At 70.6% G+C, this 14,259-nt stretch carries 12 protein-coding genes; 8 read left to right on the top strand and 4 right to left on the bottom strand.

Annotation, left to right across the window (positions count from 1 at the left end):
- Positions 1-85 precede the first annotated feature (85 nt).
- The gene (locus K353_RS00890) at positions 86-1,282 is read right to left on the bottom strand and encodes an MFS transporter (protein WP_111551599.1); all 1,197 of its coding nucleotides are present in this window, start codon (positions 1,280-1,282) and stop codon (positions 86-88) included.
- 84 nt (positions 1,283-1,366) lie between these two features.
- On the opposite strand from K353_RS00890, the gene K353_RS00885 reads away from it, so the two are divergent.
- From K353_RS00885 to K353_RS00870, 4 genes are all read left to right on the top strand, one after another.
- Entirely contained in the window at positions 1,367-2,644 is a 1,278-nt protein-coding gene (locus K353_RS00885; RefSeq protein WP_111551598.1) for an ROK family transcriptional regulator, read from the top strand.
- Positions 2,645-3,010: 366 nt separating this feature from the next.
- Positions 3,011-3,424 carry a molybdopterin-binding protein gene (locus K353_RS00880; RefSeq protein ID WP_111551597.1) on the top strand — a complete coding sequence of 138 codons (414 nt, stop codon included), beginning with the start codon at positions 3,011-3,013 and terminating at the stop codon, positions 3,422-3,424.
- A gap of 269 nt (positions 3,425-3,693) precedes the next feature.
- A complete protein-coding gene (locus tag K353_RS00875; RefSeq protein ID WP_370447534.1) occupies positions 3,694-4,395 on the top strand; it encodes a glycerophosphodiester phosphodiesterase in 702 nt (233 codons plus the stop codon).
- Between the two features lie 368 nt (positions 4,396-4,763).
- Positions 4,764-5,885 carry an AI-2E family transporter gene (locus K353_RS00870; RefSeq protein ID WP_233533277.1) on the top strand — a complete coding sequence of 374 codons (1,122 nt, stop codon included), beginning with the start codon at positions 4,764-4,766 and terminating at the stop codon, positions 5,883-5,885.
- Positions 5,886-5,966: 81 nt separating this feature from the next.
- Here the strand turns inward: K353_RS00870 and K353_RS00865 are convergent, their stop codons facing one another.
- On the bottom strand, positions 5,967-6,920 hold the full coding sequence (locus K353_RS00865) for an alpha/beta hydrolase (protein ID WP_233533276.1): 954 nt from the start codon (positions 6,918-6,920) through the stop codon (positions 5,967-5,969).
- Positions 6,921-7,107: 187 nt separating this feature from the next.
- Between K353_RS00865 and K353_RS00860 the strand changes: the two genes are divergently transcribed.
- Entirely contained in the window at positions 7,108-7,953 is an 846-nt protein-coding gene (locus K353_RS00860; RefSeq protein WP_111551594.1) for a spermidine synthase, read from the top strand.
- Positions 7,954-8,130: 177 nt separating this feature from the next.
- On the opposite strand, the gene K353_RS00855 is transcribed toward K353_RS00860, so the two are convergent.
- A complete protein-coding gene (locus K353_RS00855) occupies positions 8,131-9,138 on the bottom strand; it encodes a GNAT family N-acetyltransferase (protein ID WP_111551593.1) in 1,008 nt (335 codons plus the stop codon).
- Positions 9,139-9,722: 584 nt separating this feature from the next.
- On the bottom strand, positions 9,723-9,938 hold the full coding sequence (locus tag K353_RS00850; protein ID WP_111551592.1) for a heavy-metal-associated domain-containing protein: 216 nt from the start codon (positions 9,936-9,938) through the stop codon (positions 9,723-9,725).
- 457 nt (positions 9,939-10,395) lie between these two features.
- On the opposite strand from K353_RS00850, the gene K353_RS00845 reads away from it, so the two are divergent.
- The 3 genes from K353_RS00845 (at position 10,396) to K353_RS00835 (ending at position 14,252) form a co-directional block, all read left to right on the top strand.
- Positions 10,396-11,724: an MATE family efflux transporter gene (locus K353_RS00845; RefSeq protein ID WP_111551591.1), complete on the top strand. Its 1,329-nt coding sequence runs from the start codon at positions 10,396-10,398 to the stop codon at positions 11,722-11,724.
- Positions 11,725-12,127: 403 nt separating this feature from the next.
- Entirely contained in the window at positions 12,128-13,414 is a 1,287-nt protein-coding gene (locus K353_RS00840; protein WP_370447544.1) for an IS256 family transposase, read from the top strand.
- Between the two features lie 109 nt (positions 13,415-13,523).
- Entirely contained in the window at positions 13,524-14,252 is a 729-nt protein-coding gene (locus K353_RS00835) for a carbon-nitrogen hydrolase family protein (protein ID WP_370447533.1), read from the top strand.
- The last annotated feature ends 7 nt before the right edge of the window (positions 14,253-14,259 follow it).

The raw sequence follows: 14,259 nt of genomic DNA, 5'->3' as shown, positions 1-14,259 counted from the left end.
GGGGCTCCGGACGTGCCGAGGGGCGCGGGAGCGGATCTCCCGCGCCCCTCGGCGGACGTCCGTCCGCCCATGGTCCGGCCGTCCGTCAGTGGGTCGGCTCCAAGGAGCCGGAGGTCGCGGCCGGGACGTCCACCGACTTGCGGTGGCGCATCGCCGTCGCGGAGGGGACCAAGGCGGCGACGAGCAGCGTGACCGCGACGAAGGAGACCGTGAGCGAGCTGGCCTGGGCGATGCCGCCGACCACGGCCGGGGCGACCAGGCCGGAGGTGTACGTGATGGTGGCGACACCGGCGATGGACTGGCTCGGGTTGGTACCCGCCCGGCCCGCCGCGGCGAACGCGAGCGGAACGACCACGGCGATGCCGATGCCGATCAGTGCGAAGCCCGGGATGGCCAGGTACGGGGAGTCGGCGAGCACCACCAGCAGACCGCCGACGGTGGCGACCATGCCGCTCAGCCGGACGGTGCGCACCGGGCCGAGCCGGCGGACGACCGCGTCACCGGCCAGGCGGGCCGCGGCCATGGTGGCGGCGAAGGCGGTGAAGCAGGCGGCGGCGACGGAGGGGGAGGCGCCGGTGATGTCACGGAGGTAGACCCCGCTCCAGTCCATCGACGCACCCTCGGCGAACACCGCGCAGAACCCGACCAGGCCGATGACCATCGCTTCCTTCGGAGGCAGCGCGAAACGCGGCGGGGCTTCCTCCTCGGCTGCCGGCCGGGCGTCCAGCACCCCGCGCGACACCACCTGGGCGAGCAGCACCAGGACCGCCGCGGTCACCGCGTACTGCACCCGGGCGTCCGCATGCTGATGGGCCGCCAGGACACCGAACGCGGAGGCGACCAGGCCGCCGACGCTCCACATGCCGTGCAGGCCGGACATGATCGACCGACCGATCCGCTCCTCGACCTCGACACCCTGCGCGTTCATCGCGACATCCGACATGCCGGCCGTCGCGCCGTAGAGGAACAGCGCCAGACAGAGGACCGCAAGGTTGGGGGAGAGCGCGGGCAGCGCCAGCGACAGGCACCACAGCGTCAACAGGCCCTGCAGCGCCGTCCGGGCACCGAGACGGTGCACGATCCGACCGGCCAGCGGCATCGCCACCGACGCGCCGATCGCCGGGAACACCAGGGCGAGACCGAGCTGGCCCGGGCTCAGGTGGAGGTGGTCCTTGATCCACGGGATGCGGCTGACGAAGGTGCCGGTGACGGCACCGTGAACGGCGAACACCAGCGCCACGCTCATCCGTGCGCGCTGGACGTCCTTGAGAGTCTCGCCCATGCTGGGCTCCCCCTTGGGTCGGTCGGATGGCAATAAACTATCAGGTACCCTGCCTGATAGAAACCTCTGGAAGGATGCAGGCTCATGACGACCGCTCGCACCGCCACGCCGAGCACCGCCCGGGCCATCAACGACCGGCTTGCCCTCGACCTGCTGCTCGAACGGGGCCCGCTCACCGCATCCGATCTGCGCGCGCTGACCGGACTCTCCCGGCCCACCGTCGCCGACCTGCTCGAACGACTCCAGCGCAGCGGCCTGGTCGCCCACGCCGGCGAGAGCGCCGCGCTGCGCCGCGGCCCCAACGCCCGCCTGTACGGACTGGTCGCCGACCGCGCGCACCTCGCCGGCATCGACATCCGCGCCAACGGCGTCAGCCTGGTGGTCGCCGACCTGACCGGCCGGACGCTCGGCACGGCCACCATCGCCGCCTCCCCTCCTGCCTCCGCTGTAGACGCGCACCGGGGGCCGGCGGACGGCGACCAGCTGGTGGAGCGGACCGTCGAGGCACTGCTCGCCACCGCGGCCGAGGCCGGTGCCGGGGAACTGCACACCGTGGCCGTCGGCGCCCCCGGCCTGGTCGACCCGGCGACCGGCGCGCTCAACAACTCCGGCAAGCTGCCCGAATGGCACACCAAGCTGCTCGCCGCCCTGCGGGCGCGCCCAGGGACGGAAGTGATCCTCGAGAACGAGGTGAACCTGGCCGGGATCGCCGAGCACCGCATCGGCGCGGCCCGGGGCCGGCGGGACTTCGCGCTGATCTGGCTCGGACACGGCGTGGGCGCCTCCGTGGTGCTGGACGGTCGCCTGCGGCGCGGGGCATCCGGGGGCACCGGCGAGATCGGCTTCCTGCCCGTGCCCGGAACCATCGGGCTGCCGGACTCGAAGAAGTGCGACAACGGCTTCCACTCCACGGTGTCGAGCGCGGCGGTCTGCGAACTCGCCGCCCGCCACGGGCTCGAGCTAGAGGTCGGGGCCGGTGCCGGCGCCGGGGCTGGTGTCGGGAACGCAGGTGGAACCCGAGTCGGAGGCGTGGCCAAGGACCAGGAACCCGCCGCCGAGGCGGTGGTCCGCCGGGCCGTCGAGACCGGCGCCGACGACTTCCTGGACGAACTCGCCCTGCGGATCGCCGTCGGGGCGTCCGCGATCTGCGTCGTGCTCGACCCGGGATGCGTGGTGCTGGGCGGCGAGATCGGACAGGCCGGCGGCTCCGAACTGGCCGGCCGGGTCGAGCGCCACCTCACCCGGCTCTCCCCGCTCGCCACCGAGGTGCGGGCCGGTACCGCGGGCGGCGGCGCCGTCCTGGCGGGCGCGGTGCTGACCGCCGGGGACACGGCGCGACGGGAGCTGTTCGGGGGCGACTGAGAGCGCGACCTGGCGCGCTCCGCGCGGAGCGCCGTGCAGGGTGCCGGGGCCGATGATTCGTCGGCGCTGCCGAACCGGATCTCTGTCCTTCGACGCGGTGGCACCGGGGCGTGGCCGTCCTGCTCCCGCGCGGCGTGCTGGCCCGCAGCTCGTGCCGGCCGCGTCGGCCGCGTCGGTCGTGTGAGGCGTGCGTGGTGAGCCATGCTGCGTTGAGGTGCGGTCGTGGCCAGGGCCGCAGCGCCGGGCGATGGACCGGGGACGGGCCGGTTCCCGGTCGGAGGGTGGGGCGTGCTGGGGAAGTGGTTTCGGTACGGCAGGATGGCGGGGTCCGCCAGTCCGTTCTTGAATCGCCCGGGAGCCGCATCGATGGTCACGTCCGACCGGCCCGTCCACCCGTACCGCATCGGCGAGGCTGCCTCGATGCTGGGGGTGAGCGCCGACACCATGCGGCGATGGGTGGATGCGGGCCGACTGCCGGCGACGCGCGACGAGCACGGACACCGGATCATCGACGGGGCACAACTCGCGGCGTTCGCCCGGGAACTCGCCCGACCGGACAACGGCGAGGTGGAGGGGCGTTCATCGGCCCGGAACCGGTTCCCCGGAATCGTGACCGCCGTCGTCCTGGGCGACGTCGCGGCGCAGGTGGAGATCCAGGCGGGCCCGTTCCGGGTGGTCTCCCTGATCAGCCGTGACTCTGCGGAGGAACTCGGGCTCGTCCCGGGGGCGCCCGCCACCGCAGTGATCAAGTCGACCAATGTCGTGGTCGAACGGCGCTGAGGCCGGTTGAGGCCGAGCGGACCCTCGCGCCGCCTCAGGCAGGCTCCCGCTCCCGCCCCCTCTTCCGCTCCGGCTCCTGCGCCGATCGAGCCCGAGCCCGAGTGCGAACCCGAGCCGTGGCCCGTGGCCGGGGCCGGGTCGTTCGTGCGGTACCGATGGCCGGCGGCGGGGCGTGAACCGACGCCGCCTAGGATGCGGAGACCTGCGGTCGACCGGTAGCGGGACGGCCGGCGTCGTGAGTGCCCTGACCGTGCGAGAGGACGATCCCGTTGAAGAGCCGCGTGCGCGCCGTTGCCCATCGTGGTGACCCGTACCTGCACCGCGAGAACACCCTGCCGGCGGTCAGCGCCGCCCTCGCCGCGGGGGCCGACGCCGTCGAGGTCGACGTCCAGCTCACCCGGGACGGGGTGCCCGTGCTGCTGCACGACCGTACCCTCGAGCGGCTGTGGAACGACCAGCGCCAGATCAACCGGGTGACGCTCGACCAGTTGGCAGAACTGGCCACTCCCGGGCTCCGGATCCCCACCCTGGCCGAGACCTTGCAGACCGTCGCCGCGACGGACGGGGCGCGGCTGATGATCGATCTGGACGACAGCGCCCCGGCCGCCGTCACCTGGCAGGTCGTCAGCGAACTCGGGATGGAGTCCCGTGTCGCCTTCTGCGGACCGGTGGTGGCCATGCTGGCCGTCCGTGAACTCGCGCCCGACGCGGAGATTTCGCTGACCTGGAAGCGTCTCCAGTTGCCGAAACAACGACTGCTCGCCGAGCTGCGCCCCAGCTACCTCAACCCGCCCTTCGGGCTGGTGGACGACCGGCTGGTGGCCTCCGTCCACGACGCCGGTCTGGGTCTGGCCACCTGGACCGTGGACCTGCGCCGCACCATGCGGCGGATGATCGCCCTCGGGGTCGACTCGCTGACCTCCAACCGAATCGCCCTGCTGCGCCGAACGATCGACCAGCAGCAGGCCTGACCCATCGCTACCGGCTGTCCGCACCCGCACAACCGGGACGGGGGGCGCGAAGAGCACGCGGGGCCACCGGTGGCGGCATTCCGGCCGTGGCGGTCGGCTGCTCCGACCGCCACGCCGCGACGGTAGCTCCTGCCAGTCGATATGACCCTTATCTGTTGAAATAAGACGATCATGACGACGGGTTGGCTGCGGAGGTGGCGGTGACGGCTGAGGACTCCCCGAATCCGCGGGAACCGGACGACCGTCAGAACTCATCGACGCCCTCCAGGGGCGGAGACGGCGAAGGGGCCACCGGGGGCACCTCAGGGAGATCCGCATCAGGTGAGAGTCCTTCCACGGGGGACGAGGGAGCCTCGGGAACGGCGCCCGTGATCATTGCTGGTGGTGCGGAGCCGCAACTGGACGATCGGCGGCCGGCCCAGATGCTGCCCGCGCCGGTTCGATCTGCTGCTGCCTGGTCCGTGGCGGTGATCCTCTTCATCACCGTGGCCGCGTTCGCCGTCTTCGTGGTGGTGGAACTGCGGGCCGCGACGATCCCGATGCTGATCGCCCTGCTGGCCACGGCCCTGCTCTACCCGGTGATGCCCTGGTTGGTGGACCGGGGCGTCAAGCGAGGTGTGGCGGCCGGACTGACCTGCACCATCCTTGTACTCGTGGTCACGGGAGGGATCGCTCTGCTGGTCAACTCCCTGGTGAGCAGCGCGCCGCAGATCGTCTCCGGGCTCCAGCAGGCGGGCGACCGCATCGCCTCCTGGCTGGGGCCGTTCGGTGACAAGATCCAGTACGCGCTCAAGGAGAGCTCGGGGTCCGGGAGCACCCTGGTGGATTCACTCGCAGACGGAGTCCTGTCCGGGCTGGGGCTGGTCACCCAACTGCTGACCGGGGGAGTGCTCGCCCTCGCGCTGGTCTTCTTCTTCCTGCGCGACGGGCACCGCTTCGGCGACGCGATGCACGAACTGATGCCGGGCAGGCACGCCGACACGGTGATCGCGTGCGGTCAGCAGGCTTTCACGGCGATGGCCGGTTTCATGCGGGGCACCACCCTGATCGCGCTGATCGATGCCACGTTCATCTCCATCGGGCTGCTGGCCCTGGGGGTTCCCGGGGCGGCCGGACTCGGGGCGCTCGTCTTCATGGGTGCCTACATCCCTTTCGTCGGTGCCTTCCTCTCGGGAACGGTGGCCGTTCTGGTGGCCCTTGCGAACGGCGGGCTGGGTACGGCCCTGTGGACCCTCGGGGTGGTGCTGGCGGTGCAGGCGATCGAGGGGAACATCCTGCAACCCCTCATCCAGAGCCGGACCGTCGAACTCCACCCCGCCACGATCATGATCGCGGTGGTGGCGGGCTCCGGGATCGCCGGAATCATCGGTGCTCTGCTGGCGGTGCCGGTCAGCGCGGCCGGGCTCGGCGTGGTGTCCGTCCTCCGGGGTGAGGCGGAGGGGCCGGGGCTGCCGGGCAGCCGTCGGAAGCGCCAACGACCCGAGTCCTGAGTGGCCGTGCTGCGGGCGCGGGTGCGGGCGCGCCCGGCTCCGGTCCGTGGCTGCGTCGGGTCCTCCGATTCGGCCGGACGGTCAGGGGGCGGGGAAGTAGGCGGCCATCCAGCGGTCCAACTCGGCGAAGACTTCGGCCCGGACCTGATCGGCCGACAGGACCAGGTCGTGCATGCCGCCTTCGATCCGGATGGTGGTGACGTGCCGCCCCAGACGCGGTGCGAGTGCGGCGATGTCGTCGGCGCGCAGGACCGCGTCGGTGCGCATCAGCGCCGGGTCCCACCGGTTGGTGACGGTGGAGGCGGTGGATGCCATCAGCAGGACCGGACAGTCGATCGAGAGCCCTTGGCGCACCTTCCGTTGGCCGCGCTGGATCGCGGCCAGCCAGCCGGCGAACAGTGGAAAACCCTCGGCGGGCTTCAGGGCGAGATCGAACTCCCAACTGCCCCGGTGGCTCAGGTGGAGGCTGTGGACGTAGTGCGGGTTGAGCGGGGCGGGCAGCTTCCGGGTGGGGGCGGTCCGACCGATGGCTTCGAGCGCGGGGGCGCCGAGGGTCCGTACGGCCGGGGCGGCGGGCATCGACAGGAAGGGACTGTTGAGGAACAGGCCGTCGACCACCCCGTGGCCGAACCGCCGGGCCGCCCACAGGGCTGCCACCAGCCCGCCGGTCGAGTGCCCGTTCACCAGGAGCCGGGTGTGGCCGTCGAGCTCCCGGATGATCCGGACCGCCTCGTCCACCTCCTCGTCGTAGGCCGCGAGGTCCGTCACGAAGTTGGGCGAGTGGTGCGGGCGGAGCGACCTGCCGTACTTGCGCAGGTCCAACGCGTAGAAGGAGAAGCCGGCCGCCGTGAAGTGGTCCGCGAGGTGGGTCTGGAAGAAGTAGTCGGTGTAGCCGTGCAGGTACAGCACCGCTTGGCGGGACCCCTCGACCAGCCGACGGACCAGGGTGGCACTGACCTCGCCCTCCCCGTCGGGGAGCAGCGGGAGCTCCGCCGCCTCGTACGGGGCGCCCAGGATGTCTTCACGGAACTCCACGCCAGCCACGTCCACTTCCTGCTCTGCCGTGCCGCCCGGGACCACCCCGGGCGGTACCACTCCCGCGACCATACCGGTCGGTAGGATCCTTCGTTTGGGAAGACTGCCCTGGTGGGGCCTAAGCTGCCCGCATGGTTGCCCCTTCGTCGATCGTTCTTCGCCCCGTCACTTCCCGGAGGCCCGGCCGATGAGCGGCATCAGCGCCGACGGGGCGGATCCGCGGCCGGCGGAGCGGGAGGTGGCGCTCGGCACCGCCAAGCTGATTCCCGACGTCGACGTCGAAGGCGGCTGGCTGCTCACCCTCGACGGCACCCCGCAGTCGTACGTCGACCTCCAGGACCCGACACACCTCGAGTTCGAGTACGTGCAGCGGATCGCGCACCTGCTGGACGTGGTCGCGGACCCCGGGGAACCGTTGGCCGCCCTGCACCTGGGCGGCGGCGGGCTCACCCTGCCCCGTTACCTGGCGCGGACCCGTCCCGGCTCGCGCCAGCAGGTGGTCGAACTGGACGGCCCACTGACCGAGTTCATCGCCGAGCACCTTCCTTGGCCGTCCGGTATCGAGGTGACGGTCGGCGACGCCAGGGCCGCGCTCGGGTCCGTGGCGCCCGCCAGTGTCGACGTGGTGGTGGCCGACGTGTTCCGCGGCTCGCGGACGCCGGCTCACCTCACCAGCGTCGAGTTCGTACGGCTGGCTGCCGCCGTGCTCCGGCCAGGGGGCTGCTACGCGGCGAACCTGGCGGACGGCCCACCGCTCGCCTTCGCCAAGGCCCAGGCCGCCACGGTCGCGGCCGTCTTCGCCCACGTCTGCCTGGCGGCCGAGCCCGCGGTGTTGAGGGGTCGGCGCTACGGGAACGTCTTGCTGGTCGGCTCCGATGTGCCGCTCCCCACCGGGGAGCTGACCCGGCTGCTCGCCGCGGACCCGTTCCCCGCCCGGCTCACGGAAACGCCGGAGCAAGCGGCAGAGCCGGTCACGGACGCGACGGCCGAGGATTCGCCGCCCCCTCCCAACGGAGCCTTCTCGCTGGGCTGAGCCGGAACGGCGGCGTGGCGGAGCACTGTGCTGGAAGTCGTACCTGATGGGAGGCGCTCCTTTCGGTGACGGGACGGCAGGTGCCTTTCGGCCCTGGGCGGACCGCGGGCCGGCAGTGGAAGCGCCGGGCCGCTGGGCGGTCGGTCGATGGTGCTGCCGACACGGGCGGGTGGCCGGTCAGACGGCGGAGAGGACCAGCCGGCGATTGCGGTTGCGGTAGCCGACCAGTTCGAGAGCGGCGACCACCGGGTGATTGGAGAGGCTGGTTTCGGCGCGGACCACCTCGGCATGGCTTTCGGCGGCCAGGATCCGGGTGATCTCGGCGATGATCTCGGCAGCGAAGCCCCGTCCTCGGAATTCGGGCAGGACTCCGAGGTAACCCACCACCGGCACGAAGGAGTTGTGCGAGGGGATGGCGAAACCGGCCACCTGCCCCGTTGATGTCCTGGCTATTCGCCACCAGGAACGCTTGCCGTACATCTCCCAGCGGTAGAACGCGACCTCGTTCCTGGCGTGTGCTTCTGAACCGATCAGGAGAGCCTCCCGGGCGCACATCGCGTCCAGACTGCTCGGCAGGACCCGGCGGAACAGGTCGACGAAGACTTCGTCGTCGGGCTCGGACGTGAAGAACAGCCGACTGGACAGGGAGGGGACGGGGCGATCGGTCTCGCGTTCGAAGCGGAGCCGTTCGGCGGCGAGGCGCAATCCTGCGGCCTCGGCCGCGTAGCGACGCCACGCCACCGAAGCGGCTACCTCGGGGTGATCGCGCCAGTCGGGCGGCAGGAAGAGGTGGTAGTCGGGCGCGGGTATCAGCCCGTCTGCGGCGAACACCTGATGGGCGGCGGTCAGCAGCGCGGCGGCGACCGCACTGCGTGGATCCACGGTCGGACTGGGGACCCAGGGCGTTCGCCTGCGCGGATCGATGGAGGGCCAGGCCGGATCGGACCGGGCGAACAACGCATCCAGATTGCTCGGATGGACGTCGGTGGGAGCGCCCCACCAGATGGCGACGGCCAGCGGTGCCCGGCCGGGGTCAGGCTCCGCCACCCAGATCCAGTCGGGACGGTACTCGCCGCTTGCCAACCGCGCGCGCACCATCTCTGCGGAGAGCGAGGTGGAAGGATCGGGCCGGATCTGAGCCAGTACGGCGTTGAGTTCCTGCGGAACGATCGGACGGAAGATCACAGTACCTCCAGGAAGGGGTGGGAGACGCTGAACCCGATCGTGGCGATCCGCCGCAACTGCTACGCGAGAACGGACCGGCGGGGTGGAACAGCGATCGGGAGCGCCGCGGAACGGTCGCGGATTATCGGAACCATTGCGGGACCCCCTTCTAAGAGCGGCACTGCGAGACCTCGGCGCCCGGACGAGCGAACGCCGGGAGAACCAACGGCGGGATCTGATCCGCCGTCAGCTGTGCCCAAGAGTAGGAGGGTCGGCAGATCGCCTGCAAATTATTATTCGAGGGAGAGATTCCTCGGACCGCAGCACCGAGTGGAGAGACCGGTCGGATCGGTGGACTGCTCGGAAAGCGAGGAATCGGGCTGATGCGGGGTGGGCGCAGGCGGGAGACGGAGGTCGTTCGGACCTTCAGTGGTGATGTCTGCTGCGCCTCGGAGACGTGCACCCCGGAGATGGATTGATCCGGCCCTAGCGGTGGTAAGTGGATTCAGGCGAAGAAAGCGCCGCGCTCCTGCGAGGCGCAGGGCAGGAACGCGGCGGGATCGAAGGAGGGTGGGGCTTTCCGGGGCGGGTGCCCGGCCGGTGGATCAGACTCGGTCGACCAGGGCGAAACCGGCGTCGGTGACGACGGAGCGAATCTGGTCGTCCTGGAGGGGTTCGGCGGATTCGATCGTCACCTGGCCGGACTTCGCGTCGGCGGTGACGTTGGTGACGCCGTTCAGCGCGGTCAATCCGGCGGTGACGGTTCGCTCGCAGTGGCCGCAGCTCATTCCTTCGACGGTGAAGACGGCGGTGGTGGACATGGATACCTCCAGAGGACATGCGGGACTGGGCGGGCGGCCGAACAGGGCCGAAGGACGCCGTACAGCACAACGCACTCGATCGGAACGGGACACCGGGACACGCCGGTGAGTGCCCCCAACGGGTGGTGTGCTGAATGGGAGTTCGCCAGTGGCGGGCGCGGCCAGCCGCGGCCTTCCGGGAGGCAGCGTCGCTGTGGCGGGGTGGCGGGGTGGCGTCGTGGTGGTGCAGCACCCCGCTTCGGCCGAGCGGCGTGTAGGGCCGGCATCCGGATGTGAGCGGTGCGCCGCCTTGCTGTCGGCGCTCCCCGCCCTGCCGGGCACCGGATTTTTCAGACTAAATCCGAATGGACTGGGGAGGTTAATTCCTTGAATTCATAAAAATCTCTCACTACGGTCGGTCGCGTCGATACCGCCGACGCCCGGTGGAGGGCTGTCGGCATGACCATGAGGGGGAAGCATGGCGGGGGAGTCCACGACCACCATCGAGAAACAACAGCCCCTGCCGGCGTCGCTGAACGTCTCAGCCGCGCGGTGCGCCGCATCCGTCCTGCTCGGGTTGGTAGCGGGGCTGGTGCTGCAGGCCTGGACGGTGGCCTTCCTGGGGTGCCTGGACCCGGAGGCGCTCTACGTCCGCTCGGTGTACACCCCGGTCGGTTACCTCGTGCTGGCGGTGACCGAAGGGCTCGTGGTGGCGGCCCAGGTCTCTGCGGGCATCGCTGCTCGGAACGGCAGAGAACGGAACTCGCTCAAGTCCATACCGACGTTCTTCACCATCGGCGCGGGCCTGCTGATACTGCAAGCCCTCACCGCGGTGGCGGCTTCGGGCCCCTTCCTGTCCGCTCTCGGGGTCGCGCCCGGCGCCCGGCACGAGGTGCTGGTCTTCGTCGTCGCCGTCGCTCTGACCGGAGTGGTCGGGCTGATTCCCTACCTCGGTACCGGAGTTCTACGCGGTCTGGGCCACACCGGTCCGGCCGCCTGGTTGGGGGTGCTGTTCACCGTGCTGTCCATCGTCGGCATGGTCGCGCTCCGCGCGGTCACGGGCCTCGGCGTACTTGCGGTGCCGATCGGGGGCCTGCCCGCCATCGTGATCGTCGGGACGGCCGTCGTACGCGTCCTGCGGCGGAGGCGGGTGGCCTGGCCCGTGCTGGCCCTCGACCGGGGTGCGATACGTGAACTCCTGGGCCTGGGCGCCCCGGTGGCGGGCACGTTCCTGCTGCTGTCCATCGTGACCTTCGGCTACCTGCGGGTGCTGCGCGGGGCCGGGCCGACCGAGGTCGCGGGATTCGCCCTCGGGCAGACGGCCGTCGGACTGCTGATGGTGATCGCGATGGCCGCCGGCTCCGGTGCGGCCATCGCCGTGACCTTGCGGCCCGCCGAGAACCGGCGAAGTCTCAACCACACGGGCCTGGTCACCGCCTTGCGGCTGGCGACCCCTCCGTACCTCCTGCTCGGGGCGGCGGTACTCCTGCTGCGGGAACCGATCGCCCGGGCGCTGACCACGGATCGGGCCGCGGCCTCCGTCACCGCCGACTACTTCGCCTGGGTCGGCCCCACCCTGGTGCTCTTCGGCGGAACGCTCGCGCTGCTCAGCTACCTGGAGCAGATCGGTCGAGCGGGGGTGGCCTTCCTGCTGAACGTCGTCTACTTCGCGGCGATGCTGGCCGCCGCGTTCCTCATACCCGGGCCCGTACGCGCCGGGGACCTGTCGAAGCTGACAGCTGCGGGCAACGTCCTCGGACTCGTCGGGCTCTGGTTCAGCGCACGCTTCCTGGTGCTTCGCCGGTGACGCCCCGCCGTCGTGGCCGGGAGGGTTGAAACCGGCTGCGGCACTACGGGAACGAGGGAGGTCACCGTTCGGGCCGCGACCGCTGCAGTGCGCTCGCTGTCGAAGGTGCGCCAGCGCCGGGCATCCGGACCGACCGGCACGAGGATGCGCCTATCGAAGTCCACCGGACACCTCCGCCCTTTGCGAGCGATCGTACCGAATCGATCAGCGCCGGGCGCTCAACGATGCGGTTCGAAGGGGCTGAGACAAGGTGCTCACTACCTGTTTCTCCGCATCTGCCGGGTTTTTCCTTGAAGGCTACTGAAGGGCGGAAGGTGGTTCAGCTGACGACCGGGACCGCGAAGGGGGTCTGTAAAAAGAACGGTGTAACTCCCAATCAAGGAAATAGCACCTGATGACAGACGTGATCGTCTCGGCCGAGGCCGTGGAGGCCGTGCGGCCGGTGGAGTTGCAGTCGGACGCCTTGGACGACCAGTTGATCGGGCAGTTGGTCGACCGGGCCCGCGCGAGCGGGCTGCAGCTCACCGGCGCCGGAGGCCTGCTCCAGCAGTTGACGAAGAAGCTCCTGGAGTCCGCGCTCGAAGGCGAGATGACGTACCACCTCGGCTACGAGAAGCACGACCCGGCCGGGGCCGGCAGCGGGAACTCGCGCAACGGCGTCCGGTCGAAGACCGTGCTGACCGAGGTCGGCCCGGTCGAGATCGACGTCCCCCGGGACAGGGAGGGCTCGTTCGAGCCGCAACTGGTTCGCGAGCGGCAGCGGCGCCTGTCCGGCGTCGACGAGATGGTGCTGTCGCTGTCGGCCCGCGGCCTGACGCACGGTGAGGTCTCCGCGCACCTGGCCGACGTCTACGGCGCGGAGGTGTCGAAGCAGACCATCTCCACCATCACCGACCAGGTGATCGAGGGCATGACCGAGTGGCAGAACCGGCCCCTCGACCCGGTCTATCCGGTGGTGTTCATCGACTGCGTGCACGTGAAGCTCCGCGACGGCCAGGTCGCCAACCGGCCGATCTACGTTGCCCTCGCGGTCACGGTCGAGGGCACCCGCGAGATCCTCGGGCTCTGGGCCGGTGACGGCGGCGAGGGTGCCAAGTACTGGCTGCACGTGCTGACCGAGATCAAGAACCGCGGCGTCGCGGACGTCTGCATGGTCGTCTGCGACGGCCTCAAGGGCCTGCCGGACGCCATCGCCGCGGTCTGGCCGCAGGCCGTCACCCAGACCTGCATCGTCCACCTGATCCGGGCCTCGTTCCGCTACGCGGCCCGGCAGGACTGGGACAAGATCTCCAAGGCGCTCAAGCCCGTCTACACGGCGCCGACCGAAGACGCCGCACTCGAGCGGTTCGTGGAGTTCACCGAGGCATGGGGCAGGAAGTATCCGGCGATCGTGCGGCTCTGGGAGAACGCCTGGCCCGAGTTCGTGCCCTTCCTGAGCTTCGACGCCGAGGTCCGCCGGGTCATCTGCACCACGAACGCGATCGAGTCGGTGAACGCCCGGATCCGCAAGGCCGTCCGCTCGCGCGGGCACTTCCCGAACGAGCAGGCGGCCCTGAAGTGCGTCTACATGGCGATCATGTCGCTCGACCCGACCGGGGCCGGCCGCAAACGCTGGACAACCCGCTGGAAGGCCGCCCTGAACGCCTTCGAGATCGCCTTCGACGGCCGACTCTCCATCGGCCGCCGCTAACTCAACCCATCCGAGTTACACCGTTCATTGGACAGACCCCGCGAAGGAAACGGACCGGAGCGTAGGCGGTAGCGTCCAAGCAAGCGATGTGATGGGAAGGAGCCAGTTGGTGCGGGTACGGGTGGCAGCGGCCCAGTTCGAGTGCGTGGCGGGTGACGTGGTGGCCAACGTGCGGCGGATCGCCGGTCTGGCGCGGGAGGCGCGGGAGGCGGGCAGCGTGGTGATGGTCTGTCCGGAGCTGGCGCTCACCGGGTACGAGCCCGAGCTGATCGGTGCGGACCGGACGCTGTGGACCGAGGCGGAGGACGTGCGTCTCGACCCGCTGCGTGAAGCGGGGATCACGCTGGTGGTCAACGGGGCTGCGGCAGGACCGGGAGGCCGACCACGGATCACCAGCACCGTGTACGCCCAGGACGGCTCCGTGGTGGAGGTGTACGCGAAGGAGCATCTGTACGAGAACGAACAGGAGGTGTTCGAGGCCGGAAGTGGGGGCGGCCGCTTCCGGCTGGACGGCATCGGCTACTCGTTGGGGACGTGCTTCGACAACCACTTCCCCGAAGTGCCCTCGCGGAACGCAGCCCTCGGCTGCCAGGTGCATCTGGCGAGTTCGCTGTACGGCACCGGAGGGGGACGTGAGGAACGCCGAGCCCTTCATCCGGTGATAGCGAAGGCCACCGGAATGTACGTGGTGCTCGCCAACCACGTCGGCCCCGCCGGACCGTGGACGGGCTGCGGGGGCAGCGCCGTGTGGGCACCGGACGGGACCGTGATGGCGGAGGCCGACGAGAGTGGACCCCGACTGCTGGTGGCCGACCTGGAGGTGGGGGTGAGTGGTTGAGACCGGG

The sequence above is a fragment of the Kitasatospora sp. SolWspMP-SS2h genome (genome assembly GCF_003259315.1).
GTDB classification, from domain to species: domain Bacteria; phylum Actinomycetota; class Actinomycetes; order Streptomycetales; family Streptomycetaceae; genus Kitasatospora; species Kitasatospora fiedleri.
Note: the sequence above shows the minus strand (reverse complement) of the source record. Positions and strands in the feature narration are given on the sequence as shown.